The organism is Streptomyces oceani, from assembly GCF_001751245.1.
Taxonomy (GTDB): Bacteria; Actinomycetota; Actinomycetes; order Streptomycetales; family Streptomycetaceae; genus Streptomyces; species Streptomyces oceani.
The window spans coordinates 196,630-219,873 of the sequence record NZ_LJGU01000115.1 but is presented as its reverse complement, the minus strand read 5'-3'; the positions used below and the strand labels follow the sequence as shown (position 1 = coordinate 219,873).

Here is a 23,244-nt window from a genome sequence, read left to right as displayed (position 1 = left end):
CGTCTCCGCGTACCTCGGCGGAACCGGACACGGGCACGAACCCGGACGCGATACCCGCGGCCGACGGGACGGCGCCGACGGACCAGGCGCCCGCGGAACGGCCGGCACGGAACGCCCCACCTGGCCGGTTCCGCGCGCTGCCCTGGGCCGGCATGGCCCGGCTCACCGGGCGGCGGCTGCTCGCCGCCGTGCCGGTGCTCGCCCTCGTCACCTTCGGGATGTTCGCGCTGGCCGCCGCCTCCCCGTTCGACCCGGTGCGGCAGTACGCCGGCACCGCCGGCCGTAGCGCGTCCCAGGAGACCCTGGACGAACTGCGGGCCAACCTCGCGCTGGACGGGCCGTTCACCGAGCGGTGGTGGCAGTGGCTGAGCCACGCGGTCACCGGTGACCTCGGCGAGTCGGTCTCGCTGCGGCAGCCCGTCGCCCAGGTCATCACGGAGCGCATCGGTTGGTCCGCCCTGTTGTGCCTGGTGGCCTTCGTGCTCGCCCTGCTGCTGGGCACCCTCCTCGGGGTGGCCGCCGCCCGCCGTACCGGGGGAGCGTTGGATCGCTGCGTCACCGGCGTGGCGTACGTCCTGCAGGCCGCACCACCGTTCTGGACCGGGCTGCTGGCCGTGTGGCTCTTCGCGCTGCAACTCGGCGTCCTGCCGGCCGGCGGACTCACCGACACCGGCAGCGACACCGTCACCGTGGGTGGCCTGCTGCGTCACCTCGCGCTGCCGGCCGCCGTGCTGGCGCTGTCCCAGTTGCCGTGGTTCCTGCTGTACGTACGCCAGGGCGTGGCCGACGCGCTGGCCGAGGACCCCGTACGCGGCGCCCGCGCGCGCGGACTCGGCGAGCGCACGGTGCTGCTGGGGCACGCGCTGCGTTCCGGACTGCTGCCGGTGCTGACACTGCTGGGTTCCCGGGTCCCGGAGCTGATCACCGGCGCGCTGCTGATCGAGACCGTGTTCTCCTGGCCGGGCATCGCCTCCGCCACCGTGGAGGCCGCCACCGCCACCGACTTCCCGCTGCTCGCCGCCCTCACCGTGCTGGCCACCCTGGCCGTACTCGCCGGCAACCTGCTGGCGGACCTGCTGTACGGACTGGCCGATCCGCGCGTCGACCACCAGGAGATGTGAGATGGCAGGCCCCCAGGCGACCCAAGCCGCCGAAGCGACCCAAGCCACCGGAGCCCCCTGGGCCTCGCGGTCGGGTGCCGTGCCGCACCGCCCGGGACGCCGCGCCCTGCGGGTGGGCGTCTCCGCCGGCGTCATGGCGATCGTCCTGGCGGCGGTGCTGCTTGTGCCGCTGCTCATCCCGGCCGACCCGCAGGACGTGCGCCTGGACGAGAAGCTCCAGGCGCCGTCCTGGGAGCATCCGTTCGGCACCGACCGGCTCGGCCGGGACCTGCTGCTGCGCTGTGTCTACGGGCTGCGGGTATCGCTGCTGGTCGGCCTGGTCGCGGCGCTCGTCGCCACCGTGCTGGGCACCGCCATCGGCGCCGCCGCCGGCGCGCTCGGCGGCCGGGCGGACCGGCTGATGATGCGGCTGGTGGACGTCTTCTCCGCGGTGCCGCACCTGCTGCTCGGGATCTTCATCGTGGCGATGTTCCGGCCCGGCGTCTGGCCGGTGGTTCTCTCGGTGGGTCTCACCCACTGGCTGTCCACCGCGCGGATCGTGCGTGCCGAGGTGCTGTCGTTGCGTTCCCGGCCGTACATCGACGCCGCCATCTCCGGCGGTGCGTCCCGCACCCGGGTCGCCGTACGCCACCTGGTGCCCGGAGTGCTGCCGCAGGCCGTGCTGGCGGGCGTACTGATGGTGCCGCACGCCATCTGGCACGAGTCCGCGCTGTCCTTCCTGGGCCTCGGCATCCCCGCGCACCAGCCGAGCCTGGGCAGCCTCACCGAGGCCGCGCGCGGCTCCCTGCTGGCCGGTGACTGGTGGCCGACGCTCTTCCCCGGACTGTTCATCATCATCCCCACCCTCGCCATCGCCGGCCTGGCCGGCGCCTGGCGGGAAAGGCTCAACCCGCGTCGCCGATCGGAGCTGATGCTGTGAGTGCGCTGCTGTCCGTCACCGGCCTCTCCGTACGCTTCCGGATGCGGCAGGGGCGGCACATCCACGCCGTCACCGAAGTCTCCTTCGACCTCGCGGCGGGGGAGTGCCTGGCCCTGGTCGGCGAGAGCGGCTGCGGCAAGTCGGTGCTGGCCGCCGCGCTGCTGGGGCTGCTGCCCGGAAACGCCCAGGTGCGTGGTGCGGCGCTGCTGCCGCAGGGCCCGGACCTGCTCAGCGCGGACGAGACGACCATGGCCAAGGCCGTGCGCGGGCGGCAGGTCGGCCTCGTGCCGCAAAGCCCGGCCGCGCACCTCACGCCCGTGCGCACCGTGCGCGCGCAGCTGGAGGAGACCGTCCGGGAGCTGACCGGGGTGCGCCGCGCCGAGGCGCGTACGGCGGCGCTGGAGGCCGCGGAACGGGCCGCGTTCCCGGCCGATCACCTGGACCGTCACCCGCACCAGCTCTCCGGGGGGCTGGCCCAGCGCGCGGCCACCGCGCTGGCGCTGGTCGGCGACGCCCCGCTGCTGATCGCGGACGAACCGACCACCGGCCTGGACCGCGACCTGGTCGAGCACACCGTCGACGAACTGCGTCGGCACGCCGAGGACGGTCGCGGCCTGCTGATGATCACCCACGACCTGGCGGCGGCCGAGCGGATCGCCGACCGGGTGGCGGTGATGTACGCGGGGCGGGTCGTCGAGATCGCGTCCGCCGCGGACTTCTTCGGCCCGCCGGGTCCCCGGCACCCGTACGCCCGAGGGCTGCTCAACGCGCTGCCGGAGCGGGAGTTCACGCCGATACCGGGCAACCCGCCGGAGTTGGGGGCGCTGCCGGACGGCTGCGCGTTCGCGCCGCGCTGCACCCGGGTGGCAAAAGCGTGCCGTACGGACACGCCCGCCCTGGTCGAGGGTACGGCCTGCCACTTCCCGCTGGAGCGGACGGCTCCGGCCGGTGCGGGCGCTGGCGCGACGGCGGGTATGACGGGGCCCCGAGTGGGCGGGGGAGGACCTCGATGAGCGGCCGGGCCGAGCAGTCGAACCGGAGCGGGCAGCCGAAGCGGTCGGGCGAGGTCCCCGCGCTCGCCCTGCGTGGTGTCACCGCCGGATACGAGCGCCGCGCCCCGGTCGTCCGGGACGTGACGCTCTCGATCGCCGAGGGGGAGGCGGTGGCGCTGCTCGGGCCGAGCGGCTGCGGCAAGTCCACGCTCGCCCGGGTCGCGGCGCTGCTGCACCGCCCGTACGCCGGCACGGTGACGATCGGCGGCGAGACGGCGCGCGGCTGGCGGCATCGAGCGCCACGCGAGCAGCGTACGGCGGTCGGGGTGGTCTTCCAGCAGCCTCGGATGTCCGCGGACCCCAAGCTGACCCTGGGCGCCCTGCTCACCGAGCCGTTGCGGGCCTGCGGCCGGGGCGTCGAGGCGCGGCGCCTGGGCGCCGAACTGGCCCGGGAGGTGGGGCTGGACGAGGAGCTGCTCGGCCGGCGCCCGCACGAGGTCAGTGACGGGCAGCTGCAGCGTGCCTGCCTCGCCCGCGCCCTCGTGCTACGTCCCAGGGTGCTGGTGTGCGACGAGATGACCGGCATGCTGGACGCGTCCACGACCGCGGCGCTCGTCGCGGTGGTGGAGAGGTACCGCTGGCGAAGCGGTGCCGCGCTGTTGGCGGTGGGACACGACCGTGGACTGCTACGTCGCTGGTGTGATCGCACGCTGGACTTCGAAAGCGCGGGCGGTATGACGGACAGTGGAAGCGGGGGCCTTCGGCTGAGAAGGGCGAAGGACCGTCCGTTGAAGGGTGCCGAGCATGCCCGAACGCCACGACCACCGGACACCACCACACCAGCGAGCTGAGCCCCGCTCGCGCTCGGGCGTACTGGGGCGCCGCTGGAAGCGTACGGGCACCGAACCGCTCTACGCGCAGAGCGCGCTGGGCGTGCGGCTCCTGCTGTCCGTGGTCTTCCTGCCGCTGTTCCTGGCCGGGACGCTGCTGTTCTGGTATTGGACGGCGCACAGCAGCCCCGGGGACGTACCGAGCAGCGACTCGCTGCTCGTACTGACCCTCGTCTGTGCGGGGCTGACGCTGTTCGCCGCGATCGACCTGGTGCTCGTGCTGCGCCGCCGGGCGCGGGAACGCCGTTGACCGCCGGCCCCGCGAGCGAGCCGCGGTCCGCGAGGCGGGCGGGTCAGATCTTGACGCCGCGCTCCCGGAGATAGGCGAGCGGGTTGATGTCCGAGCCGTAGCCGGGCGCGTTGCGCACCTCGAAGTGCAGGTGTGGTCCGGTGCTGTTGCCGGTGGAGCCGGAACGGCCCAGCCGCTGCCCGGCGTTGACGGACTGGCCGTCGGACACGGAGATGGCCGACAGATGGGCGTACTGGCTGTACTTCCCGTCCTCGTGCCGCAGGATGACCTGGTAGCCGTACGAGTCGGCCCAACCCGCCGAGACGACCTTTCCGCCGGAGACCGCCTTGACCGTGGTGCCGGTGGACACCGGGAAGTCGACGCCGGTGTGGTAGCCGGATGACCAGCTGCTGCCGGACTGCTTGTAGGCGGTGCTCGGGCTGACGCCGTTCACCGGGGCGGCGGCGCTGGGCGTGGACGCCTGCTCGGCCCGCTGCTTCTGGTCAGCCTTGTCCGAGGAGTCCTTCTGCTTGGACTTCTTCTTGTCGGACTTCTCGGCCTTCTCCGGCTTCTCCTTCTTGGTATCGGCCTTCGGCTCGGCCCTGTCCTTCTCCGGCTGCTGGGCCGGGCCGGTCAGGCGGAGGTCGTCGCCGGGGTGGATGAGGTCCGGGTCGCCACCGATGGACCGCTGGTTGCGCTCGTACAGCCCGCGCCAGCCGCCGTCGACCTCCTGCGACTCGGCGATGGAGAAGAGCGAGTCCCCGCTGACGACCTCGTAGGAGGTGGCCTGCTTGCCCCGCTCCTGCTTGGCCCGTTCCGCCTTCGCCGCACGCTCGGCCTCCTCGGCCTTGGCGGACTCGGAATCCTTGGCGGTCTGACGGTCCTGTTTCGCGCTCGCCTGCCGCGGCTGGCTGTCCGGCTCGGCGCTGTCCTGGCTGAGGCCCGCCTCGGGCCCGCACTTCGGCCAGGCGCCCGGGCCCTGGCCCTCCAGTACCTTCTCCGCGATGGCGATCTGCTCGGACTTGCTGGCCAGGTCCGCGCGCGGGGCGTGCGCCGTGCCGCCGTACTCCTCCCAGGTGCTCTGCTTGAACTGCAGGCCGCCGTAGTAGCCGTTGCCGGTGTTGATGGACCAGTTGTTGGTGCTCTCGCACTCCGCGACCTGGTCCCAGGTGTCCTCGGGGGCCGCCTGTGCTCCGGCCGCGCCCACCAGGGGCAGCGCGATACCGGCGCCACCCGCGGTCACGGTCAGCCCGGCACGGTACACGGGACTCGGCTTGTATCGGCGGTGACGACCGCGTGCAGGCATCGTGTCCCATCCTCCCCACGCCAGGCGGCGCCGGTACGTCGGCAACTGGTCTCCCCACGCGGGGAATTGGCAAGCACAGTAAACATACGGGGGGCACATTCGCTACACAAGGCCGACCCGGGAATACGCCCGGTCACCAATCGGCGGAGTGCGCCGTCTGGAGCCGGTCCGTGATCCTGCCTCCGGGTGATCTCTCGGGCCCGTCGCGCGGCGGCGCCGTGCCACGCCGGTGCCGGGCGCCCAGACTGCGGACGTTGCCGCGCTCGCCAGCGCTCCGCCGCCCCGCAGCGCGCGGTGCCGTCAGCGCCCGTCCGGGCCCGTCAGGACCCGTCCGGGCCCGCCAGCGTCGTCGTCCAGGAGGTACGCCGTGTCCGAACCGCGCCGAACCCGCTCGCGTCTCGGGCCCCTCGCGCGGAGCCAGCGCACGGCGGGCGGGCGCCGCCGTCGTACGGCCACCATCGCGGCGTTGTGCGTGACGCTCACCTGTGGTGCCGCCCTCGGCACCGAGGCGGTGCCGAGGTTCGCGTTGCCGGGCGTCTCCGGGGCGAACGCCATGGCGGTCCCGGCGGCGCTGGCAATGCCGCGTACGGACGTCTTCGACGACCTGCCGGACCGGCCGGCGGACGGCCCCGGGACGAACTTCCTGCTCGTCGGCCTGGACAAGCGAGCTGGTCTGTCCGAGCGGGAGAAGAGGCGGCTGCATGTCGGTGGGGAGGCGTGCAACTGCACCGACGCCATGATGTTGGTGCACGTCTCCGCGGACCAGCGGCGGGTCAGCGTGGTGAGCGTCCCCCGGGACTCGTACGTGCCCTTCCCCCGCGAGGCGGGCGGCGCCCGGGACTCAACGACCGAGGAGCCAGCCGCCAGGGAGCCAGCTGCCGAGGGCCAGGCCCGGCCGACGACGGCCGGCGAACAGCCCGAGGGGAGGCCCTGGGCCGGCAAGATCAACGGAGCCTATGACCTGGGCGGCCCCCGGATGACCGTACGGACCGTGGAGCAGGCGACCGGCGTGCGGATCGACCACTACCTGGAGGCCGACTTCGCCAGCTTCGTCGAGGCCGTGGACGAGCTCGGCGGCGCGACCGTCTGCACCGACAAGCCCCTGCGGGACAGGAACTCCGGCCTCGACCTGACCGCCGGCACCCACCGGCTGGACGGCCGAGGTGCCCTGCAGTACGTACGCGCCCGGCACCTCCCGCCGTCCGGTGACCTGGGCAGGATGCGGCGGCAGCAGCGGTTCCTCGCCCAGCTGCTGCACAGCTTCCAGGGGCGCGGCGTGTTCGACGACCCGGCCGCGCTCGCCCACAGCGCCACCGCCTTGCTGGACACTCTCCGCGCGGACGAGCGGCTCAGCGCCGCGGACCTGGTGACGCTGGGACGGGCGCTGGGAAAGCTGGACACCGAGCGGGCGGAGTTCGCGACCGTGCCGATCGCAGACTTCGACCATCGGGTGCCGGACTGGGGATCCACCCTCGTATGGGATCGCGAGCGCGCGGACAGGCTCTTCGCGGCGCTGCGCACCGACCGGTCGATCGCCTCCGAGGAGGCGTACGCCCAGCCCGCCCCGGGCGTGCCGGTGGCCTGGGCACCCGGCGACATCCCGGTACGCGTCGTGGCCGGGCCCGAACGGGCCGAGGCCGCCGGGGCGCTGGAGCGCGGACTGCGCGGGAACGGCTTCCCGGTGCGGAGGCAACGGGCCGAGGGGGAGCGGAAGCCGTCGGAGAAGACCGAGATCGTCTACGCGAAGAGCCGCCAGCGCCAGGCACGCTCGCTGGCGGCCGCACTGCCGGCGGCGCGGCTGATCCCGGTGCCGGGGGACTCGAAGGTTTTCACCGTGTACCCGGGCCGGAACCAGCCGGAGGTGGTACGGGTCGTGCACGATCGCAGCAGCGTGCAGGGCGCCCCCGCGAGCGGCGCCGAACTCGACTGCGGTTGACCGTCGGTGACGGCGGTGTGCCCGCTCGTACGGCCGCGCGTGTCGGGTGGTCGCACGGCGCGTCGGCGCACCCGTGCCTGAGCCGTCACACGGACCGGGAGCGGCGCGGCGAACTGAGTGATTTGTCGCGAATGCTCCGTCCGGGATGTGGCACCCGACACGGGAGAACTCCCGCCCGGGCCGCGGAATGGGGTGCTGACCATGGCGGAGAGGCAGGCGAACCCTCGGCCGGTGAGGTGGCGGTGGCGTGCGAATCCGCTGCGTCGCCGTTCCGACCTGGTGGAGGGCTGGGTTCTGCTGATCACGGCCCTGCTGATGACGGTGGGGGCGGCGCTGGCCGGAGTGCTCGCCTATCAGGCCGCCCAGGATTCGGCACGGCAGCAGCGTGAGGCACTACGGCCCACCTCCGCGAAGCTGCTGGACAACGCGCACGAGATGAGCGGTGGCGGCGTCTACACCGGTGACTCCGGCCAGGAGTGGGCTCATGTCCAGTGGCGCTCCCCGGACGGCGACACCCATCGCAGTACCGCCCAGGTCGCGGAGGGCAGTGAGGCCGGCAGCCACATCCGCATCTGGACCAACGCCGAGGGCGCCAAGGTGACCGAGCCACCCGGGCCGACCCTGATGGCCTTCCAGTCCGGTGTGTTCGGGGTGCTGGTGGCCGGAGCCTGGAGCGGCACCTCGCTCGTCCTGTGCTGGGGCGTACGGGCCGGGCTGAACCGTCAGCGGGCCGCCCAGTGGGAGCGCGGCTGGGCCGTGGTCGAGCCGCAGTGGCGGCACCGGACCCCTTGAGCTCAGCGCGCCGGGCTGGGGTGAAGGCCGGTGCCGGTCTCAGATGTGCGCCGTCGCCGCCCACACCGCGGCCACTCGGGCCGCCAGGCGTACGTTCTCCCGTACCGCCGAGAGACTGGCCTCCAGCGACGCTCCTCCGGTGTCCCGAACCAGCCGCTCCAGCAGGTACGGTGTGACCGCCGCGCCAGTGACCCCGTCCCGCTCGCAGGCGGTCAGCGCGTCCGTCAACACCCGGTCGTGCAGCTGGGGATCGAGCTGGTCCGCGGCGCGTACCGGCTGGGCCACCACCAGTGCGGTGTCCGGCCCACCGAGGGTGTCCTGCGCGCGCATCGCCGCCGCGACCTCCCGCGCGTCGTGCACCGTCCAGTCCACCGGGACGCCCGAGTCCGCCAGGCAGTACGCGGGGCAGGTGGCGGTGCCGTAGCCGATCAGGGCCACTCCCAGGGTCTCCAACCGCTCGACGGTGGCCGGCACGTCCAGCAGTGAGGTCACTCCGGCGCACACGGCGGTGACCCGGGTCCGCGCCAGCAGCCGCAGGTCCGCGGACTCGTCCTGCGCCCGACTCCAGCCTCGGTGCACTCCGCCCAGGCCGCCGGTGGCGAACACCCGGATCCCGGCGTGCGCCGCCAGGAAGGCCGTGCCGGAGATGGTGGTGGCGCCGCTCGCCCCGGTCGCCATGGCCGGGGCGAGGTCACGATGGCTCAGCTTGCGCGGTGGCTCGCCGGTGGCGATCCGCTCCAACTCGCTCTCGCTCAGCCCGATGTGCGGCCGGCCGTCCAGCACGGCGACGGTCGCCGGCACGGCACCAGCGGCCCGTACGGACTCCTCGAGCTCCAGCGCGATGGTCAGGTTGCGCGGCTGGGGGAGCCCGTGCGCGATGATCGTGGGATCCAGGGCCACCACGGGGAGCCCGTGCGTCATCGCGTCCCGTACCTCGTCGGCCAGCGCGAGCGTCATCGCCGTCTCCGTCCGTATACCGTCGGAAGCATGTGCAGAAGCATCAGGACCCTCCGTCCCCCGTACGCCGAGACCGTAACCGAGGCGGACATGCGTGCCGCCGCATTGCAGTACGTCCGCAAGGTGTCCGGCTTCCGTGACCCGGCCGCGCACAACGCCGCCGCCTTCGAGCGTGCCGTGGACCAGGTCACCGCCGCCACCAACGAGTTGCTGAGCTCCCTCGAGGTGCGGGGCCGCTGACGGCGTTCGGGCCGGCGCGGCTGTCCGCCCACTCGCCCGCTCACGGGGGCGACCCGTGCCCGCTCGTCCGCTGAGCCGCGTTGCCGGTCACGGCTTCCGTGCCCGGCTGGGCTGTACCCGCTTGGGCTCGCCGGGCGCCTTCGGATGGTCCGGCGGGTACGGCAGGTCACCCAGCCCGTGCTCCCGTTCGTCCCGTTCCGCCAGCGCCAGCACGGCCTCCAGCCGGCAGCCGTGCTGCTCCATGTCGGCGTGCGGGTCGCCCAGCGCGGCGTACCGCCCGGGCATCGACGCGAGGTCGAAGTCCTCGGGCCGCGCCGACTCCAGCTCCTCCCAGCGCACCGGCGCGGAGACCTGGGCGCGCGGGTGCGGGCGTACGGAGTAGGCGCTGGCGATCGTACGGTCCCGGGCGGTCTGGTTGTAGTCCACGAAGATCCGCTGGCCGCGTTCCTCCTTCCACCAGGCGGTGGTGATCCGGTCCGGGGCGCGGCGCTCCAGCTCCCTGCCGAGGGCGATGGCGGCGCGGCGTACCTGCGGGAAGGTCCACTCCGGTGCGATCGGCACGAAGACGTGCAGGCCGCGCCCGCCGGAGGTCTTCGGCCAGCCCTCCAGGCCCAGTTCCGCCAGCAGCGGGCGCAGCTCCTGCGCGGCCCGTACGGCGTCCGCGTAGTCGGTGCCCGGCTGCGGGTCGAGGTCGATGCGCAGTTCGTCCGGGTGCTCGGTGTCGCTTCGGCGCACGGGCCAGGGGTGGAAGGTGAGCGAGCCGAGGTTGGCGGCCCAGAGCACGGCGGCTGGTTCGGTGGGGCAGATCTCGTCGGCGTGCCGACCGCTCGGGAAGGAGATGCGGGCGGTCGGAATCCACTCGGGAAGATACTTGGGCGCGCGCTTCTGGAAGAAGGACTCGCCGGTCACCCCGTCGGGGAACCGCTCCAGGGTGGTGGGCCGGTCGCGTAGCGCACGGAGCGCCCCGTCCGCGACCGCCAGGTAGTAGTGGGCGACGTCCCGCTTGGTGAAGCCCCGTTCGGGGAAGAGCACCTTGTCCGGATGGGACAGGCGTACCGTCCGTTCGCCGACCGTGAGCTGCTCTGCCTCAGCCATACCGGCACGGTAGGCCCATCCGAAAGGCGCCGCCTCCGGAGGCGGCGAGCGGGCGAGCGGCATCGGGTGGGCGCGGTGTGGGCGTGATGCGGGTGCCCCGGGGCCGGTCCGGCTCGCTGCTGGCGGGAACCGGGCGCACAATCGCGGCCATGGACCTACCGGTGATGCCGCCCGTGAAACCGATGCTCGCGAAGGCCGCGGAGAGGATTCCGCCGGGCATGCAGTACGAGGCCAAGTGGGACGGGTTCCGCGCGCTGGTCTTCCGGGACGGCGCGGAGGTGGAGATCGGCAGCCGTACCGGCAAGCCGCTCACCCGCTACTTCCCGGAGCTGCTGCCGGCGCTGCGGGAGAGCCTGCCGGAAAGGTGCGTGCTGGACGGCGAGATCGTGATCGTCCGCGACGGGCGGCTGGACTTCGAGGCCCTGCTGGAACGTATCCACCCCGCGGACTCCCGGGTGCGTACGCTCGCGGAGCGAACGCCCGGGGGCTTCGTGGCATTCGACCTGGTGGCGCTGGATGACACCGCGCTGTGGGACACGCCGCTGCGGGACCGACGGGCCCTGCTGGTCCGAGCGCTGCGGGACAGCGTCGATCCGGTGCACCTGGCTCCGGTCACCCACGAGGTGGAGCAGGCCCGGGAGTGGTTTCGGCGCTTCGAGGGCGCCGGTCTGGACGGGGTGGTGGCCAAGCGGCACAGCCTGCCGTACCGCCCGGACGAGCGGCTCATGGTGAAGGTCAAGCACGAGCGTACGGCCGACTGCGTGTTGGCCGGCTACCGGGAGCACAAGAGTGGTCCGGTGGTCGGTTCGCTGCTGCTGGGGCTGTACGACGACGCCGGACGGCTCCAGCACGTGGGCGTCTGCGCCTCGTTCCCGATGCGGCGTCGCGCGGAGTTGGTGAACGAGCTGGCGCCGCTGCGGATGGAGTCGCTGGCCGGACACCCGTGGGCGGACTGGGAGGACGAGGAGGCGCACGCGCACAGCCGGATGCCCGGGGCGCCGAGCCGGTGGAGCGGGACGAAGGACCTGTCCTGGGTGCCGTTGCGGCCGGAGCGGGTGTGCGAGGTGGCCTACGACCACATGCAGGGCGACCGCTTCCGGCACACCACCCGCTTCCGGCGCTGGCGGCCGGACCGCGACCCGGGCGGGTGCACGTACGCGCAACTGGAGGAGCCGGTGGGCTACGACCTTGCGGACGTCTTCGTACCGCCCGGCGAGCAGTCCGGCTGAGCGCTCGTACGGGTTGTGGTGGGCGGGCGGTCGGTAAGTGCCTCTGACAGCGCGGCCCTTGGCCGCGGCTGGGGCGGCGACGGGTGCCGTACGGTCGGTGAACGGGAAGCGGGAATAGCGGCGGGGAGCACTCCGTTAATGTAGTTGAATAATAAACAATATGAGGGGAATGAGCGCAGTGCAGTTCGGAGTCTTCACCGTCGGTGACGTCACGCCAGACCCGACCAACGGCCGTACGCCCACCGAGCACGAGCGGATCAAGGCGATGGTGGCCATCGCGCTCAAGGCCGAGGAGGTCGGCCTGGACGTCTTCGCCACCGGCGAGCACCACAACCCGCCGTTCGTGCCCTCCTCGCCCAGCACCATGCTCGGCCACATCGCGGCACACACCGAGCGGCTGCTGCTGTCCACCTCCACGACGCTGATCACCACCAACGACCCGGTCAAGATCGCGGAGGACTTCGCGATGCTGCAGCATCTGGCCGACGGACGCGTGGACCTGATGATGGGCCGGGGCAACACCGGGCCCGTCTATCCGTGGTTCGGTCAGGACATCCGCCAGGGCATCCCGCTGGCCATCGAGAACTACGCGCTGCTGCACCGACTGTGGCGCGAGGACGTGGTGGACTGGCAGGGGCGGTTCCGCACGCCACTGCAGGGATTCACCTCCACCCCGCGACCGCTCGACGGGGTGCCGCCCTTCGTCTGGCACGGCTCCATCCGCAGCCCCGAGATCGCCGAGCAGGCCGCCTACTACGGCGACGGGTTCTTCGCCAACAACATCTTCTGGCCCCGCGACCACTTCCTCCGGCTGATCCGGCTCTATCGCGACCGGTTCGCGCACTACGGGCACGGCACCCCGGAACAGGCGCTCGTCGGACTCGGCGGACAGGTCTTCATGCGCCGCAACTCGCAGGACGCCGTACGGGAGTTCCGCCCGTACTTCGACAACGCGCCGGTGTACGGGCACGGTCCCTCCCTGGAGGAGTTCACCGAGCAGACTCCGCTGACCGTGGGAAGTCCGCGGGAAGTGATCGAGAAGACGCTCACCTTCCGCGAGTCCTTCGGCGACTACCAGCGGCAGTTGTTCCTGCTGGACCACGCGGGTCTGCCGCTGAAGACCGTGCTGGAACAACTCGACCTGCTCGGTGAGGAGGTCGTGCCGGTGCTCCGCGAGGAGTTCGCGAAGGGCCGCCCCGCGACCGTACCGGACGGGCCCACCCACGCGGCGGCGGTCGCCTCCGCCCGTGACGAGGCGGCCCACGCCGTCACCACGGCCGGCTGAACCAAGCGCACCCAGAGGAGAAGAAGCATGACAGCGACACGGACCCCGCAACTCGTGGTGGTGACGGCAGGGCTCGGGCAGCCGTCCGCCACCCGGCTGCTCGCCGACCGGCTGGCGGAAGCGACCACCGGGCACGTCGAGGCCCGGGTGCGGGTGATCGAGCTGCGCGAGCTGGCGACCGCCATCGCGCAGAACCTCGTGACCGGCTTTCCCGGCGCCGGGTTGCGGGACGCGATGGGGACCGTCACAAAGGCGGACGCCCTGATCGCCGTGACACCGGTTTTCACGGCCTCGTACAGCGGGCTGTTCAAGTCCTTCTTCGATGCGCTGGACAACGACGCGCTGACCGGGAAGCCGGTACTGATCGCCGCCACCGGCGGGACGCCTCGGCACTCGCTGGTGCTGGAACACGCGATGCGCCCGCTGTTCGCGTACCTCCGTGCCGTGGTGGCGCCCACCGCGGTGTACGCGGCGGCGGACGACTGGGGTGCGGGTGCCGGCGCGCTGGAGGAAGCCCTCGGTGACCGGGTGGAGCGCGCCGGCGAGGAGCTCGCGCGGCTGCTGGCCGGCCGGTCGACCAGCTCTGACCAGCGTGACGAGCTGACGGAAGTGGTGCCGTTCGCACAGCAGCTGTCGGCACTGCGCGGCTGACGGCCCGCGGGCGGCTCCTGGGTTCGCTCGCCTCCCGACGGCCTAGGGGACGGGCGCGCGCCGGCGAGGCCAGGTGAGAGAGGGTGCCCCGAGCGCGTGCGAGGCCGTGCTCTCACCCGAATGGCTGGCCCATCAGGAGGCTTGGCGTTAGAGGGAACAAGCTGAGCTACGCAGGGCCTTCGCTCTGCGCCCGGTAACCGTTAGCAGAGCCAGAGGTGCCCTATGCCGACGTTTTCCATGGCTCAGCCGCTGTCGTCCGCCGTCCCGCAGGTGTTCGAGTTTCTCGCCGATCCGCGGAACATGCCGCGGTGGAACTCGGGGGTCGCGGAAGTGGACGATCGCCGGATCGACGCCCGCGAGGGCGCGCGCTACCGATATCGCTTTCCCGGGCGTCGCCGCTTCCACCACCTCACCTGTAGCGCCTATCACGCGCCGTTCCTGCTGGGCTTTCGAGGCGAGCGGATGTGGACGCCGCTGGGCACGCAGACCGTGGCGTACACCTTTCGGCTGCGGTCGGCGGACCGCGGCAGCACGGTCGTGATGAGCGTGGACGTGTCCCTGTGCGGTGGAATGTTGCTCCTCTTGCCCGTCGTCACCCTGGGCTGGCGTCGTGACCTGCCGATCGACCTGGCGAAGCTACGCGAGACCCTCGACCCGGAGGAGCAGCGGGCCGCGGAGCGCGGGGCGTACGAACCAGCTGGGCCGGAGGTCAGCGGCCAGCGGGAGACAGCTGTGTGGACCGACGCGGCCTGGATCGACACCGCTGAGGCCGAGTCGGCTCGTGCCGAGTCCGTTCCCGTGGAGCCTGGCTCAGAGCCCGCACCCGCTGAGCCCACCGAGCCCGTACCGTTCGAGCGGCCACCCCGCTGGTACGGGCCGTACGCCGTGCCGGAGCCGGGTCGCCGCCGCGTGGTCTAGTACTCCAGCTCTGCTCCACCAGACCGCCGTACAGGGTCGAGCCAGGTTGGCCGCCTTGTCCCCAGGGCCCCGCCGCACCTTCGTGAGTGATCGCCAGGCGCTGGGCTCGAGCCTCCTTCAGCGGGTCCGTGCACCGTCCTCCTGAGTCATCGCGGCAACGCGGGGTCCTGGGAGGGAGGAGCCGGGACGACTTCCGGTCGTTCATGAACCCGGTATGAGCCATTCCGGCACAAGACGCCGTTGCGATGTGTGCCCTAAGGAAATACTTGTGTTGTTCGCGACAAGACTGTCGATGTCGGACCACACAGGGGGAAACACACATGAATCCGCGCATGAAGCTCGCTGCGACCGCCGTCTCCGCAGTGGCGATCGGTGGTGCCGGGCTTCTCACCGCGCCGACCGCGTCCGCCGCGCCGTCCGGTTCCGTCGCGCCGCCCGGTTCCGACGTCGCAGGTACCGCGCCCGCGTGCGTCGACCGGTACGTGACCGGGACGCCCAACGGCTTCGACGTCCTGCTCACGAACAACTGCGGCAAGACGATGCGGGTGAAGGTCGTCGTGAACAACAGCGGAGACAGCCCGTGCTACACGATGGGAGCCGGCGGTACGCGGTTGTACGTCTACGAGGGGGTCCTCGGCTCGTACGACCGTACGGTCGTGTGCTGACACTGGTCGTGTGCTGACACCCTTGAGCTCACGGTGGTGGAGGTCGGGAGACTGCCTGGCGGCAGGTCGTCCCCGACCTCTCCACCTGTTCGGGTGCCCGACTCGGCATCCGCCGTCCGCCACGCGGGGGCGTATCGCCTGGCTACCCTGGAGCCGTGGTGGACCCGTATCAGGACGCGCTGCTCCCACGGCCCCGTGCGACCGTCGCGCCCGGGGCGGTGCACGTGCCGGGCTGGCTCACCACCCAGCGGCAGGCCCAGCTGGTGACAGCCTGTCGGGAGTGGGGACGGGGCCCGGTGCCGTTCCGGCACACCCGGCTGCCGCGTGGCGGGGTCATGTCGGTGCGGACCGTGTGCCTGGGCTGGCACTGGCGTCCGTACCGCTACACGCGTACGGCCGATGACGTGAACGGCGGGCGGGTCGCTGCCCTCCCGGACTGGCTGACCGAACTGGGACGACGTGCGGTGGCCGAGGCGTACGACGACCCCGCCGCCGGGCGGGCGTACGCACCGGACACCGCGTTGGTCAACTTCTACGACGCGCAGGCCCGGATGGGCATGCACCGGGACCAGGACGAGTGCTCCGAGGCTCCGGTGGTGTCCCTGAGTATCGGAGACAGCTGCGTCTTCCGGTTCGGCAACCCGGACACCCGCGGACAGCCGTACTCGGACGTGGAACTGGTCTCCGGTGACCTGTTCGTCTTCGGCGGGCCGTCGCGTTTCGCGTACCACGGTGTGCCCCGGGTGCGGCCCGACACCGGGGATCCAGCCACCGGACTGGCGTCCGGCCGGTTGAACATCACCCTGCGGGTCACCGGGCTGGCTGACTGAGTCGGCTCGAGTCGACCCGACCGCCCGCACCCGGCTGAGCCGATCGGGAGGCCGACCCCGCGGTGAGCTCGGAGCCGACCTCGGATCCAGGCCAGGCGTCAGATCAGGCCCTGCGCCAGCATCGCCTCCGCGACCACCTCGAAGCCCGCGATGTTGGCGCCCACCACGTAGTTCCCCGGCGTGCCGTACCGCTCGGCGGTGTCGTGGCAGGAGTCGTGGATGTGCCGCATGATCGCGGCCAGTCGATCCTCGGTGTGCCCGAAGGACCACGAGTCCCGGGAGGCGTTCTGCTGCATCTCCAGCGCGCTGGTGGCGACCCCGCCGGCGTTGGCCGCCTTGCCGGGAGCGAAGGCCACGTCCGCCTCCTGCAGGATGCGCACCGCCTCCGGGGTGGTCGGCATGTTCGCGCCCTCGGCGACCGCCAGCACGCCGTTGCGTACGAGGTGCACGGCGTCGGCCGAGGTCAGCTCGTTCTGGGTGGCACAGGGGAGAGCCACCTCGCAGGGCAGCTCCCAGATGCCGCCGCCGCTGACGAAGCGGGCGTCCTGCCCGCGTTCGCGCGCGTAGTCGGCGACCCGTCCCCGGCCGGTCTCCTTGATGTCCTTGAGCAGTTCGACGTCGATGCCCTTGTCGTCCACGACGTAGCCGTCCGAGTCGGAGCAGGAGATCACCCGCGCGCCGAGCTGCTGGGCCTTCTCGATGGCGTAGAGCGCGACGTTCCCGGAGCCGGACACCACCACCCGCCGGCCGTCCAGGTCGGCGCCGCGACTGCGCAGCATCTCCGAGGTGAACAGCACGCAGCCGTAGCCGGTGGCCTCCGTACGGGCCTGGGCACCGCCCCAGCCGACGCCCTTGCCGGTGAGCACCCCGGACTCGTAACGGTTGGTGATCCGCTTGTACTGGCCGAAGAGATAACCGATCTCGCGCCCGCCGACACCGATGTCGCCGGCCGGCACGTCCGTGTACTCGCCCAGGTGCCGGTGCAGCTCCGTCATGAAGGACTGGCAGAAGCGCATGACCTCGGCGTCCGAGCAGCCCTTCGGGTCGAAGTCGCTGCCGCCCTTGCCGCCGCCGATCGGCATGCCGGTGAGCGCGTTCTTGAAGATCTGCTCGAAGCCGAGGAACTTCACGATGCCGAGGTTCACCGAGGGGTGGAAGCGCAGCCCGCCCTTGTACGGACCGAGCGCGCTGTTGAACTCGACCCGGAAGCCGCGGTTGACCCGGACGTCCCCGGAGTCGTCGGACCAGGGTACTCGGAAGATCAGCTGCCTCTCGGGCTCGCAGACCCGCTCGATGATCCGGGCGTCGACCAGTTCGGGGCGGCGGGTGAGCACCGGCCCCAGCGTCTCCAGGACCTCCTGCACCGCCTGGTGGAACTCGGTCTCGCCCGGGTTGCGCCGGAGTACCTCCGCGTACAGCGGCTCAAGGATCCGGTTCTCGGTGTCCCGTTCTGTCTGCGCATGGGGTGTCGTCGGCATGTGCCTGCCTTTCACCTGGGGAAAGTGAGCGTTACGGGGCCCGTCCCGGTGCTCCATTGCACCCCACACGCGGGCGCCGAGAGGTGGCGCGCGCGGACTGGACCTCTGACGAGGATATCGGGTCACTCCAGACAGCAGTTCGACGCCGTCCGTCGGTCGCCTCGAGCCGGGCCGGGCAGGCCGTCGCCGCCCGCGGTGTCCGCCCTCACACCCGGCGTCCTCACCTGCGACGACGCGGCGCTCCGGGTCATCCGACGGCCCCCGGACAGGAGTGAAGACGTCGGAACGCGGTACCCGGACCCCGCACATCCGTACGCGGCCAGCGGGCTACGCCAGCGGGCAAGGAGGACGCCGTGCCCATCGCAACCGTCAATCCGGCCACCGAGGAGACCCTCAAGACCTTCGACCCGCTCGACGCCGAGCAGCTCGAGCATCGGCTCGCCGCGGCGGACGCCGCCTTCCGCCAGTACCGCGACACCTCGTACGACCACCGCACCGACCGGCTACGGGCGGCCGCCGGGCTCCTGGACCAGGAGCGGGACGAGGTGGCGCACACCATGACGCTGGAGATGGGCAAGCCACTGCGGGCCGCCCAGGCCGAGGTCGCCAAGTGTGTGAAGTGCCTGCGCTGGTACGCCGAGCACGGCCCGGACCTGCTCGCTGACGAGTTTCCGGCGGCGGACGACGTCACCGACTCCGGGGCCGTCCGCGCCCGGGTCCGCTACCTCCCGCTGGGGCCCGTCCTGGCCGTCATGCCGTGGAACTTCCCGCTGTGGCAGGTGATCCGGTTCGCTGCTCCCGCGCTGCTGGCCGGCAACGTCGGGCTGCTCAAGCACGCGTCGAACGTCCCGCAGACCGCGCTGTACGTGGAGGACCTCTTCCGACGGGCGGACTTCGCGGACGGCTGCTTCCAGACGCTCCTGATCGGCTCCGGCAGCGTGGAGAACGTACTACGGGACCCGCGGGTGCGGGCGGCGACCCTCACCGGCAGCGAACCGGCCGGACGCGCCGTCGCCTCGGTCGCGGGCGACACGATCAAGAAGACGGTGCTGGAGCTCGGCGGCAGCGACCCCTATCTGGTGCTCCCCTCCGCCGACCTCGAGCGGGCCGCGCGGGTCGCGGTCACCGCCCGGGTGCAGAACAACGGCCAGTCGTGCATCGCCGCGAAGCGCTTTCTCGTGCACACCGACGTCTACGAGGAGTTCGCCGAGCGTTTCGTCCGCGGCATGCGGGAGCTGACGGTGGGGGACCCGATGGACGCGGACACCGACGTGGGCCCGCTGGTGAGCGAGGGCGGCCGGCAGGACCTGGCGGACCTGGTGGAGGACGCGCGCACGCGCGGAGCGTCCGTACTGTGCGGTGGTGGCCGACCGGCGAACCGGCCGACGGGCTGGTTCTACGAGCCCACCGTGCTGACCGACCTCACGCCCGAGATGCGTATCCACCAGGAGGAGGCGTTCGGGCCGGTCGCCAGCCTGTACCGGGTCGCCGACCTGACGGAGGCGCTGCGGCTGGCCAACGACACGCCCTTCGGGCTGAGTTCGAACGTGTGGACGCAGGACGAGGAGGAACAGGAGCGCTGCGCGCACGAACTGGAGGCCGGCGCGGTCTACTTCAACGGCATGACCGCCTCGCATCCGGGCCTGCCGTTCGGCGGGGTGAAGCGCTCCGGATACGGCCGGGAGCTGGCCGGGCACGGTCCGCGGGAGTTCTGCAACGTCAAGACGCTCTGGTACGGCGCCGAGGACTGAGCGGGGCGGAGGACTGAGCTGGGCCGACACGCGAGCCGTACCACCCGCCCGTCCCACGCCAGCCCGCGCCTTCCGCGCCATCAGTGCCCGGAGACCGCGCAGCGGAAGCCGCGGTGCCCGGTGGTGCTGTCCGGCGTGTTGCCGGTGCGGGCGGCGAGGCCGCCCCTCAGACCGCGGCACCGCCGAGCGCGGCGAGGGAGGTCAACAGGTCCCAGGACGCCGGCACCTGGTCGCTGACACCGTCGTGGGTGCGGCCCGGCCCCAGGCGATCAGCGGCACGCGCACGCCGCCCTCGTAGAGGTTGCGCTTGTAACCACGCAGTCCTCCGCCGGCCTGGTAGCTGGCGGGCTCCAGGGACGGCTCCTCAGTCGGGCCGTTGACGGACGCGAACAGGACGCGGTTGTGCTCCTCGAGTCCCAGCTCCCGCAGCTTGTCCAGTACGGCGCCGAGCTGCCGGTCCGCGTGACTCACCTGGCTGCAGTGCTTCTTCCCGTCCTCGGACAGGTCCTCGCGCTCCCGATATACCGGGTCGATGTGGTACCAGCTGCGGGCTGTGCGGGAGTTGCGTGCTGAGCATCGCGAAGAACGGCTCATGCCGATGTGCTTCGAGGAACGCGAGCGCACGCTCCTGGAACAGGTCCGGAGTACACCCGCTGGCCGCCGTTCTCATTGCCCTCGATCCGGTGGACGTGGTCGTTGTCCCAGACCTCGGTGGGATAGTACTCGTGCGCGGCGGCGTGGGAGTTCATGCCGAAGTAGGTGCCGAAGCCCTTGTTGTTGGGGTGGCTGAAGTGCTGTGCCCGTTCGGGGCAGAAGCCCCACTTGCCGAACAGGCCGGTGGCGTAACCGGCCGACCGCAGCACCTCGGCGAGGGTGGTGTCCTCCGGTCGCAACGGTTGGTCCGGCAAGCCTGGTTCCGGGTTCTGGCGTATGAGCGTGGCCGGTGTGCAGCCCGGTGAGCAGCGTGGCAAGGGAGGGAGGGAGCGCAGACGGGGGCGCCGGCGTAGTACTGCGTGAACCGCACGCCCTCGGAGGCCATCCGATCGAGGTGCGGCGTACGCAGCACCGGGCTGTCGTAGCAGCCCAGCTCGCCGTATCCCAGATCGTCGGCGATGACGAGCACGATGTTGGGCGGTCGTTCCCCGCCCTCGTCCGGGGCGGCGGCAGCCGAACGCTCCGCGAGAGCGGCCGCCAGGGCCAACCCTCCGGCGCCGGTCACGAAGCCTCTTCGGGGTATGCCCATGGTCAACGCTGGGTCCTCTCTCATCAGCGGTGGTGGCTCTCGGCACGCCGTGTGTGGAACGCGGGCGGGCAGGGGCGGAGGGTGGGCCAGTCACCCTGGTGAGGGCCGACCGGAGGGAACGTCATGGTTCTTGCACGTGCTCCGGAACAAGTGAATGGCGTGAAGGGCGGCCACACTGCCCGGGCGCGTCGTCGTATCAGTGCCGTGCCGTGCCGCGGTGCGCCGGCCCGGCACGCTGCCGAGCGAGGCGGCGCGCGCTCAGCGCGGTACCGGCGCCTCGCCGGTCTGGCTGGAGCGCCGCACGACCAGCTCCGGCTGGAAGACGATGCTCCGGTGCTCGTGCTCCGCCCCGCCCGGGCCGGTCTCGGCCAGCAGCAGGTCCGTCGCGGTCTCGCCGAGAGCGCGCGCCGGCTGGCGTACGGAGGTGATGGGCACGGCCGCGGCGGCGGCGAACTCGATGTCGTCGTAACCGACCAGCGCCATGTCGTCCGGCACGGTCACGCCGGCACCGTAGAGGGCCTGCAGTACGCCCAGCGCCAGCAGGTCGTTGGCGCAGAAGACGGCGCTGGGGCGCGGTGAGAGACCCAGCAGCCGGGCACCGGCCTCCCGGCCGGTGGCGACGTCGAGCCGCTCGCCCTCGAGAAGCCGCAGCGCCTCGGGGGCGAGGCCGGCCTCCTCCAGGGCCCGTAGGGCGCCGTCCCGTCGGTCCCGGACCTGGGACAGTCGCAGCGGCCCGCTGACGTACGTCACGGACTGGTGCCCCTGTCCGAGCAGGTGCCGCACGGCGAGCGCGCCGCCGGTCACGTCGTCCACCGATACCGAACACCCCTGGGTGTGCGGCATCAGTACGTCCACGGAGACGTACGGGATGCCGTGCCGTGCGAAGTCGGTCAAGGTGCCGCCGGTCTCGTCCGCCGAGGACACCAGAACCCCGTGCACCCGCTGTTCGGCGAACATCGCGAGATACTCGGCCTCCTCGGCCGGGCTCTGCGCGCTGTTGCACAGCATCACGCCGAGCCCGGCGGTGCGGGCCGCCCCCTCCGCGCCGGCGGCCATCTCCACGAAGAACGGATTGGCCATGTCCAGCACCAGCAGCCCGAGGATGCGGCTGTGGCCGGCGCGCAGTTGGCGGGCGGACTCGCTGCGGACGTAACCCTGTTCCCGGATGACGGCCAGCACTCGTTCCCGGGTCCGCCGGGTCACCGCTTCGGGACGGTTGAGGACGTTGGAGACCGTGCCGACCGACACCTGGGCCGCACGCGCGATGTCCTTGATGCCGACCCTTCTCGCCGTGTTCGCCACAGCCGCAGATCCTACGCAACATCCCCGCGTGCCGGCGCGTCACCGCTCGCCCGACCGGCCCCGAGTGGTCGAGGCGCCGGACCCGCGCCGCGCACCGCGCCGGCGGGGCCGCTGCGCGGCATGCGTACGATCCGGCAGTGCCGGGCCGCACGGACACGGGCGTACGGACAGGGCTAGCCTGCGTCACCGTGGCGGTCGCCGGAGGACGAGCACCGGCGGGCAGCCCGGCGCGGCGTAACCTCGCCGGCGCGGCGCGACGACGGCATGGAGGAAGCACGATGGCGGTCACCCTGGCCGATGTGGCGGCACGTGCCGGAGTGTCACCCGCCACCGTCTCCCGGGTGCTCAAGGGCAACTACCCCGTGGCCGAGCCCACCCGGCAGCGGGTGCTGCGGGCGGTCGAGGAACTCGACTACGTGCTCAACGGCCCGGCCAGTTCGCTCGCCGCCGCCACCTCAGACCTGGTGGGCATCCTCGTCAACGACATCGCCGACCCGTTCTTCGGCATCCTCGCCGGCGCGGCCCAGTCCGCGATCGGCACCTCGCCGGGCGCCGGCGGCGCGCGTACCGAGAAGCTGGCGGTCGTCTGCAACACCGGCGGCTCGCCCGAGTGTGAACTGACCTACCTCACCCTCCTTCAGCGGCAGCGCGCCGCCGCCGTCCTGCTCGTCGGGGGCGCGCTGGAAGACCCGGCGCACCAGCGGGCGATGACCGCCAAGCTGCGGCAACTCGCCGACGGCGGCACCCGTGTGGTGCTGTGCGGTCGCCCCGCGCCGAGCCGCGACGACGCCTCCGTGACCGTGCTCACCTTCGACGACCACGGTGGCGCACGCGAGCTGACCGCACACCTGCTGGCGCTCGGGCACCGACGGATCGGCTGTGTCGCCGGTCCCGAGGAGCGTACGGTCGCCCGGCACCGACTCGCCGGCCATCGCGCGGCGCTCGTCGACGCCGGCCTGACCGAGGGCGTCGAGCGGATGACCGTACGCGGGCCGTACGACCGTCCCGCAGGCTACGCGGGCGCGTGTGAACTGCTGTCTCGGGAGCCGGAGTTGACGGCGATTGTGGCCGCGAACGACACCGTGGCGCTGGGCGCCGCCGCGGCCGTGCGGGACCGTGGGCTGCGGATCCCGGGGGACGTGTCCGTCGCCGGTTTCTGCGATCTGCCGTCCGCGGTCGACACCGTGCCGGCGCTGACGACCGTACGGCTGCCGCTCGTCGACGCGGGCGCGCGGGCCGGCCGGTTGGCGGTGGGTGACGAGTCGGCGCCCGCCGGACCGCTGGAGCTGGCCGCCGAACTGGTCGTACGCGACTCCACGGCGCCGCCACCCGGCGGCTGAGGAAGACTTGGGGCCGGGGCGGGAAGCGGGACCGTAGGGCCGAGGACGCCCCGATGCCGAGCGATGTGGTGTGGT

At 72.2% G+C, this 23,244-nt stretch carries 23 protein-coding genes and 1 pseudogene; 16 read left to right on the top strand and 8 right to left on the bottom strand.

Annotated features, from left to right (window positions below; genetic code table 11):
- The first annotated feature begins 152 nt into the window (after positions 1-152).
- Genes AN216_RS09960 through AN216_RS09940 form a run of 5 tightly spaced genes read left to right on the top strand, consistent with a single transcriptional unit; the run spans position 153 to position 4,172 of the window.
- The gene (locus AN216_RS09960; RefSeq protein ID WP_070196314.1) at positions 153-1,121 is read left to right on the top strand and encodes an ABC transporter permease; all 969 of its coding nucleotides are present in this window, start codon (positions 153-155) and stop codon (positions 1,119-1,121) included.
- A gap of 1 nt (position 1,122) precedes the next feature.
- A complete protein-coding gene (locus tag AN216_RS09955; protein ID WP_079166433.1) occupies positions 1,123-2,040 on the top strand; it encodes an ABC transporter permease in 918 nt (305 codons plus the stop codon).
- A 41-nt stretch (positions 2,041-2,081) separates the two neighbouring features.
- Positions 2,082-3,053 carry an ABC transporter ATP-binding protein gene (locus AN216_RS09950; RefSeq protein WP_079166445.1) on the top strand — a complete coding sequence of 324 codons (972 nt, stop codon included), beginning with the start codon at positions 2,082-2,084 and terminating at the stop codon, positions 3,051-3,053.
- Complete coding sequence (locus AN216_RS09945; protein ID WP_079166432.1) at positions 3,050-3,883, top strand: ABC transporter ATP-binding protein; 834 nt, start codon at positions 3,050-3,052, stop codon at positions 3,881-3,883. Before AN216_RS09950 ends, AN216_RS09945 begins: the two co-directional genes overlap by 4 nt.
- Complete coding sequence (locus AN216_RS09940; protein WP_070196266.1) at positions 3,837-4,172, top strand: hypothetical protein; 336 nt, start codon at positions 3,837-3,839, stop codon at positions 4,170-4,172. Before AN216_RS09945 ends, AN216_RS09940 begins: the two co-directional genes overlap by 47 nt.
- A gap of 43 nt (positions 4,173-4,215) precedes the next feature.
- On the opposite strand, the gene AN216_RS09935 is transcribed toward AN216_RS09940, so the two are convergent.
- Entirely contained in the window at positions 4,216-5,457 is a 1,242-nt protein-coding gene (locus tag AN216_RS09935; protein ID WP_070196265.1) for a transglycosylase family protein, read from the bottom strand.
- Positions 5,458-5,824: 367 nt separating this feature from the next.
- Between AN216_RS09935 and AN216_RS09925 the strand changes: the two genes are divergently transcribed.
- Both AN216_RS09925 and AN216_RS09920 read left to right on the top strand, forming a co-directional pair.
- Positions 5,825-7,393: an LCP family protein gene (locus tag AN216_RS09925; RefSeq protein WP_139140887.1), complete on the top strand. Its 1,569-nt coding sequence runs from the start codon at positions 5,825-5,827 to the stop codon at positions 7,391-7,393.
- Positions 7,394-7,594: 201 nt separating this feature from the next.
- Positions 7,595-8,185 (top strand): Rv1733c family protein, encoded by a 591-nt coding sequence (locus AN216_RS09920; RefSeq protein WP_070196313.1) that lies wholly within the window; start codon positions 7,595-7,597, stop codon positions 8,183-8,185.
- A 39-nt stretch (positions 8,186-8,224) separates the two neighbouring features.
- Here AN216_RS09920 and AN216_RS09915 read toward each other — a convergent pair whose 3' ends face one another.
- Complete coding sequence (locus tag AN216_RS09915) at positions 8,225-9,142, bottom strand: pseudouridine-5'-phosphate glycosidase (RefSeq protein ID WP_070196262.1); 918 nt, start codon at positions 9,140-9,142, stop codon at positions 8,225-8,227.
- 30 nt (positions 9,143-9,172) lie between these two features.
- On the opposite strand from AN216_RS09915, the gene AN216_RS09910 reads away from it, so the two are divergent.
- Entirely contained in the window at positions 9,173-9,382 is a 210-nt protein-coding gene (locus AN216_RS09910) for a DUF2277 domain-containing protein (protein WP_070196261.1), read from the top strand.
- A gap of 87 nt (positions 9,383-9,469) precedes the next feature.
- On the opposite strand, the gene ligD is transcribed toward AN216_RS09910, so the two are convergent.
- Positions 9,470-10,477 (bottom strand): non-homologous end-joining DNA ligase, encoded by a 1,008-nt coding sequence (gene ligD / locus AN216_RS09905; protein WP_070196260.1) that lies wholly within the window; start codon positions 10,475-10,477, stop codon positions 9,470-9,472.
- A 149-nt stretch (positions 10,478-10,626) separates the two neighbouring features.
- Between ligD and AN216_RS09900 the strand changes: the two genes are divergently transcribed.
- From AN216_RS09900 to AN216_RS09875, 6 genes are all read left to right on the top strand, one after another.
- Positions 10,627-11,706, top strand: coding sequence for an ATP-dependent DNA ligase (locus AN216_RS09900; RefSeq protein WP_070196312.1), 1,080 nt, complete (start codon positions 10,627-10,629; stop codon positions 11,704-11,706).
- 178 nt (positions 11,707-11,884) lie between these two features.
- The gene (locus tag AN216_RS09895) at positions 11,885-12,991 is read left to right on the top strand and encodes an LLM class flavin-dependent oxidoreductase (protein ID WP_070196259.1); all 1,107 of its coding nucleotides are present in this window, start codon (positions 11,885-11,887) and stop codon (positions 12,989-12,991) included.
- Between the two features lie 27 nt (positions 12,992-13,018).
- Entirely contained in the window at positions 13,019-13,642 is a 624-nt protein-coding gene (locus AN216_RS09890; protein ID WP_070196258.1) for a CE1759 family FMN reductase, read from the top strand.
- A 222-nt stretch (positions 13,643-13,864) separates the two neighbouring features.
- Positions 13,865-14,560: an SRPBCC family protein gene (locus AN216_RS09885; RefSeq protein ID WP_079166430.1), complete on the top strand. Its 696-nt coding sequence runs from the start codon at positions 13,865-13,867 to the stop codon at positions 14,558-14,560.
- 320 nt (positions 14,561-14,880) lie between these two features.
- The gene (locus tag AN216_RS09880) at positions 14,881-15,225 is read left to right on the top strand and encodes a hypothetical protein (RefSeq protein WP_070196256.1); all 345 of its coding nucleotides are present in this window, start codon (positions 14,881-14,883) and stop codon (positions 15,223-15,225) included.
- 155 nt (positions 15,226-15,380) lie between these two features.
- Positions 15,381-16,055, top strand: coding sequence for an alpha-ketoglutarate-dependent dioxygenase AlkB family protein (locus AN216_RS09875; RefSeq protein WP_244502388.1), 675 nt, complete (start codon positions 15,381-15,383; stop codon positions 16,053-16,055).
- Positions 16,056-16,153: 98 nt separating this feature from the next.
- Here the strand turns inward: AN216_RS09875 and gdhA are convergent, their stop codons facing one another.
- Entirely contained in the window at positions 16,154-17,533 is a 1,380-nt protein-coding gene (gdhA, locus tag AN216_RS09870; protein WP_070196255.1) for an NADP-specific glutamate dehydrogenase, read from the bottom strand.
- 353 nt (positions 17,534-17,886) lie between these two features.
- On the opposite strand from gdhA, the gene AN216_RS09865 reads away from it, so the two are divergent.
- Positions 17,887-19,284 carry an NADP-dependent succinic semialdehyde dehydrogenase gene (locus tag AN216_RS09865; RefSeq protein WP_070196254.1) on the top strand — a complete coding sequence of 466 codons (1,398 nt, stop codon included), beginning with the start codon at positions 17,887-17,889 and terminating at the stop codon, positions 19,282-19,284.
- A gap of 201 nt (positions 19,285-19,485) precedes the next feature.
- On the opposite strand, the gene AN216_RS09860 is transcribed toward AN216_RS09865, so the two are convergent.
- From AN216_RS09860 to AN216_RS09850, 4 genes and pseudogenes are all read right to left on the bottom strand, one after another.
- The gene (locus AN216_RS09860; protein ID WP_070196253.1) at positions 19,486-19,878 is read right to left on the bottom strand and encodes a sulfatase-like hydrolase/transferase; all 393 of its coding nucleotides are present in this window, start codon (positions 19,876-19,878) and stop codon (positions 19,486-19,488) included.
- Positions 19,875-20,192 carry a sulfatase-like hydrolase/transferase gene (locus AN216_RS30650; RefSeq protein ID WP_070196252.1) on the bottom strand — a complete coding sequence of 106 codons (318 nt, stop codon included), beginning with the start codon at positions 20,190-20,192 and terminating at the stop codon, positions 19,875-19,877. Before AN216_RS30650 ends, AN216_RS09860 begins: the two co-directional genes overlap by 4 nt.
- 20 nt (positions 20,193-20,212) lie before the next feature.
- A pseudogene (locus AN216_RS31020) lies at positions 20,213-20,527 on the bottom strand (sulfatase-like hydrolase/transferase); the annotation flags it as partial.
- A gap of 258 nt (positions 20,528-20,785) precedes the next feature.
- A complete protein-coding gene (locus AN216_RS09850; RefSeq protein WP_070196251.1) occupies positions 20,786-21,829 on the bottom strand; it encodes a LacI family DNA-binding transcriptional regulator in 1,044 nt (347 codons plus the stop codon).
- 278 nt (positions 21,830-22,107) lie between these two features.
- Between AN216_RS09850 and AN216_RS09845 the strand changes: the two genes are divergently transcribed.
- Positions 22,108-23,169, top strand: a complete 1,062-nt coding sequence (locus tag AN216_RS09845) for a LacI family DNA-binding transcriptional regulator (RefSeq protein WP_070196250.1) — start codon at positions 22,108-22,110, stop codon at positions 23,167-23,169.
- The last annotated feature ends 75 nt before the right edge of the window (positions 23,170-23,244 follow it).

Coding starts and splice junctions, on each gene's coding strand:
- AN216_RS09955 (WP_079166433.1), top strand. CDS start 1,123: ATGGCAGGCCCCCAGGCGACCCAAGCCGCCGAAGCGACCCAAGCCACC.
- AN216_RS09920 (WP_070196313.1), top strand. CDS start 7,595: ATGGCGGAGAGGCAGGCGAACCCTCGGCCGGTGAGGTGGCGGTGGCGT.
- gdhA (WP_070196255.1), bottom strand. CDS start 17,533: ATGCCGACGACACCCCATGCGCAGACAGAACGGGACACCGAGAACCGG.
- AN216_RS09910 (WP_070196261.1), top strand. CDS start 9,173: ATGTGCAGAAGCATCAGGACCCTCCGTCCCCCGTACGCCGAGACCGTA.
- AN216_RS09880 (WP_070196256.1), top strand. CDS start 14,881: ATGAATCCGCGCATGAAGCTCGCTGCGACCGCCGTCTCCGCAGTGGCG.
- AN216_RS09845 (WP_070196250.1), top strand. CDS start 22,108: ATGGCGGTCACCCTGGCCGATGTGGCGGCACGTGCCGGAGTGTCACCC.
- AN216_RS09900 (WP_070196312.1), top strand. CDS start 10,627: ATGGACCTACCGGTGATGCCGCCCGTGAAACCGATGCTCGCGAAGGCC.
- AN216_RS09935 (WP_070196265.1), bottom strand. CDS start 5,457: ATGCCTGCACGCGGTCGTCACCGCCGATACAAGCCGAGTCCCGTGTAC.
- ligD (WP_070196260.1), bottom strand. CDS start 10,477: ATGGCTGAGGCAGAGCAGCTCACGGTCGGCGAACGGACGGTACGCCTG.
- AN216_RS09945 (WP_079166432.1), top strand. CDS start 3,050: ATGAGCGGCCGGGCCGAGCAGTCGAACCGGAGCGGGCAGCCGAAGCGG.
- AN216_RS09885 (WP_079166430.1), top strand. CDS start 13,865: ATGCCGACGTTTTCCATGGCTCAGCCGCTGTCGTCCGCCGTCCCGCAG.
- AN216_RS09890 (WP_070196258.1), top strand. CDS start 13,019: ATGACAGCGACACGGACCCCGCAACTCGTGGTGGTGACGGCAGGGCTC.
- AN216_RS09860 (WP_070196253.1), bottom strand. CDS start 19,878: ATGAGCCGTTCTTCGCGATGCTCAGCACGCAACTCCCGCACAGCCCGC.
- AN216_RS09950 (WP_079166445.1), top strand. CDS start 2,082: ATGCGGCAGGGGCGGCACATCCACGCCGTCACCGAAGTCTCCTTCGAC.
- AN216_RS09960 (WP_070196314.1), top strand. CDS start 153: ATGGCCCGGCTCACCGGGCGGCGGCTGCTCGCCGCCGTGCCGGTGCTC.
- AN216_RS09940 (WP_070196266.1), top strand. CDS start 3,837: ATGCCCGAACGCCACGACCACCGGACACCACCACACCAGCGAGCTGAG.
- AN216_RS09915 (WP_070196262.1), bottom strand. CDS start 9,142: ATGACGCTCGCGCTGGCCGACGAGGTACGGGACGCGATGACGCACGGG.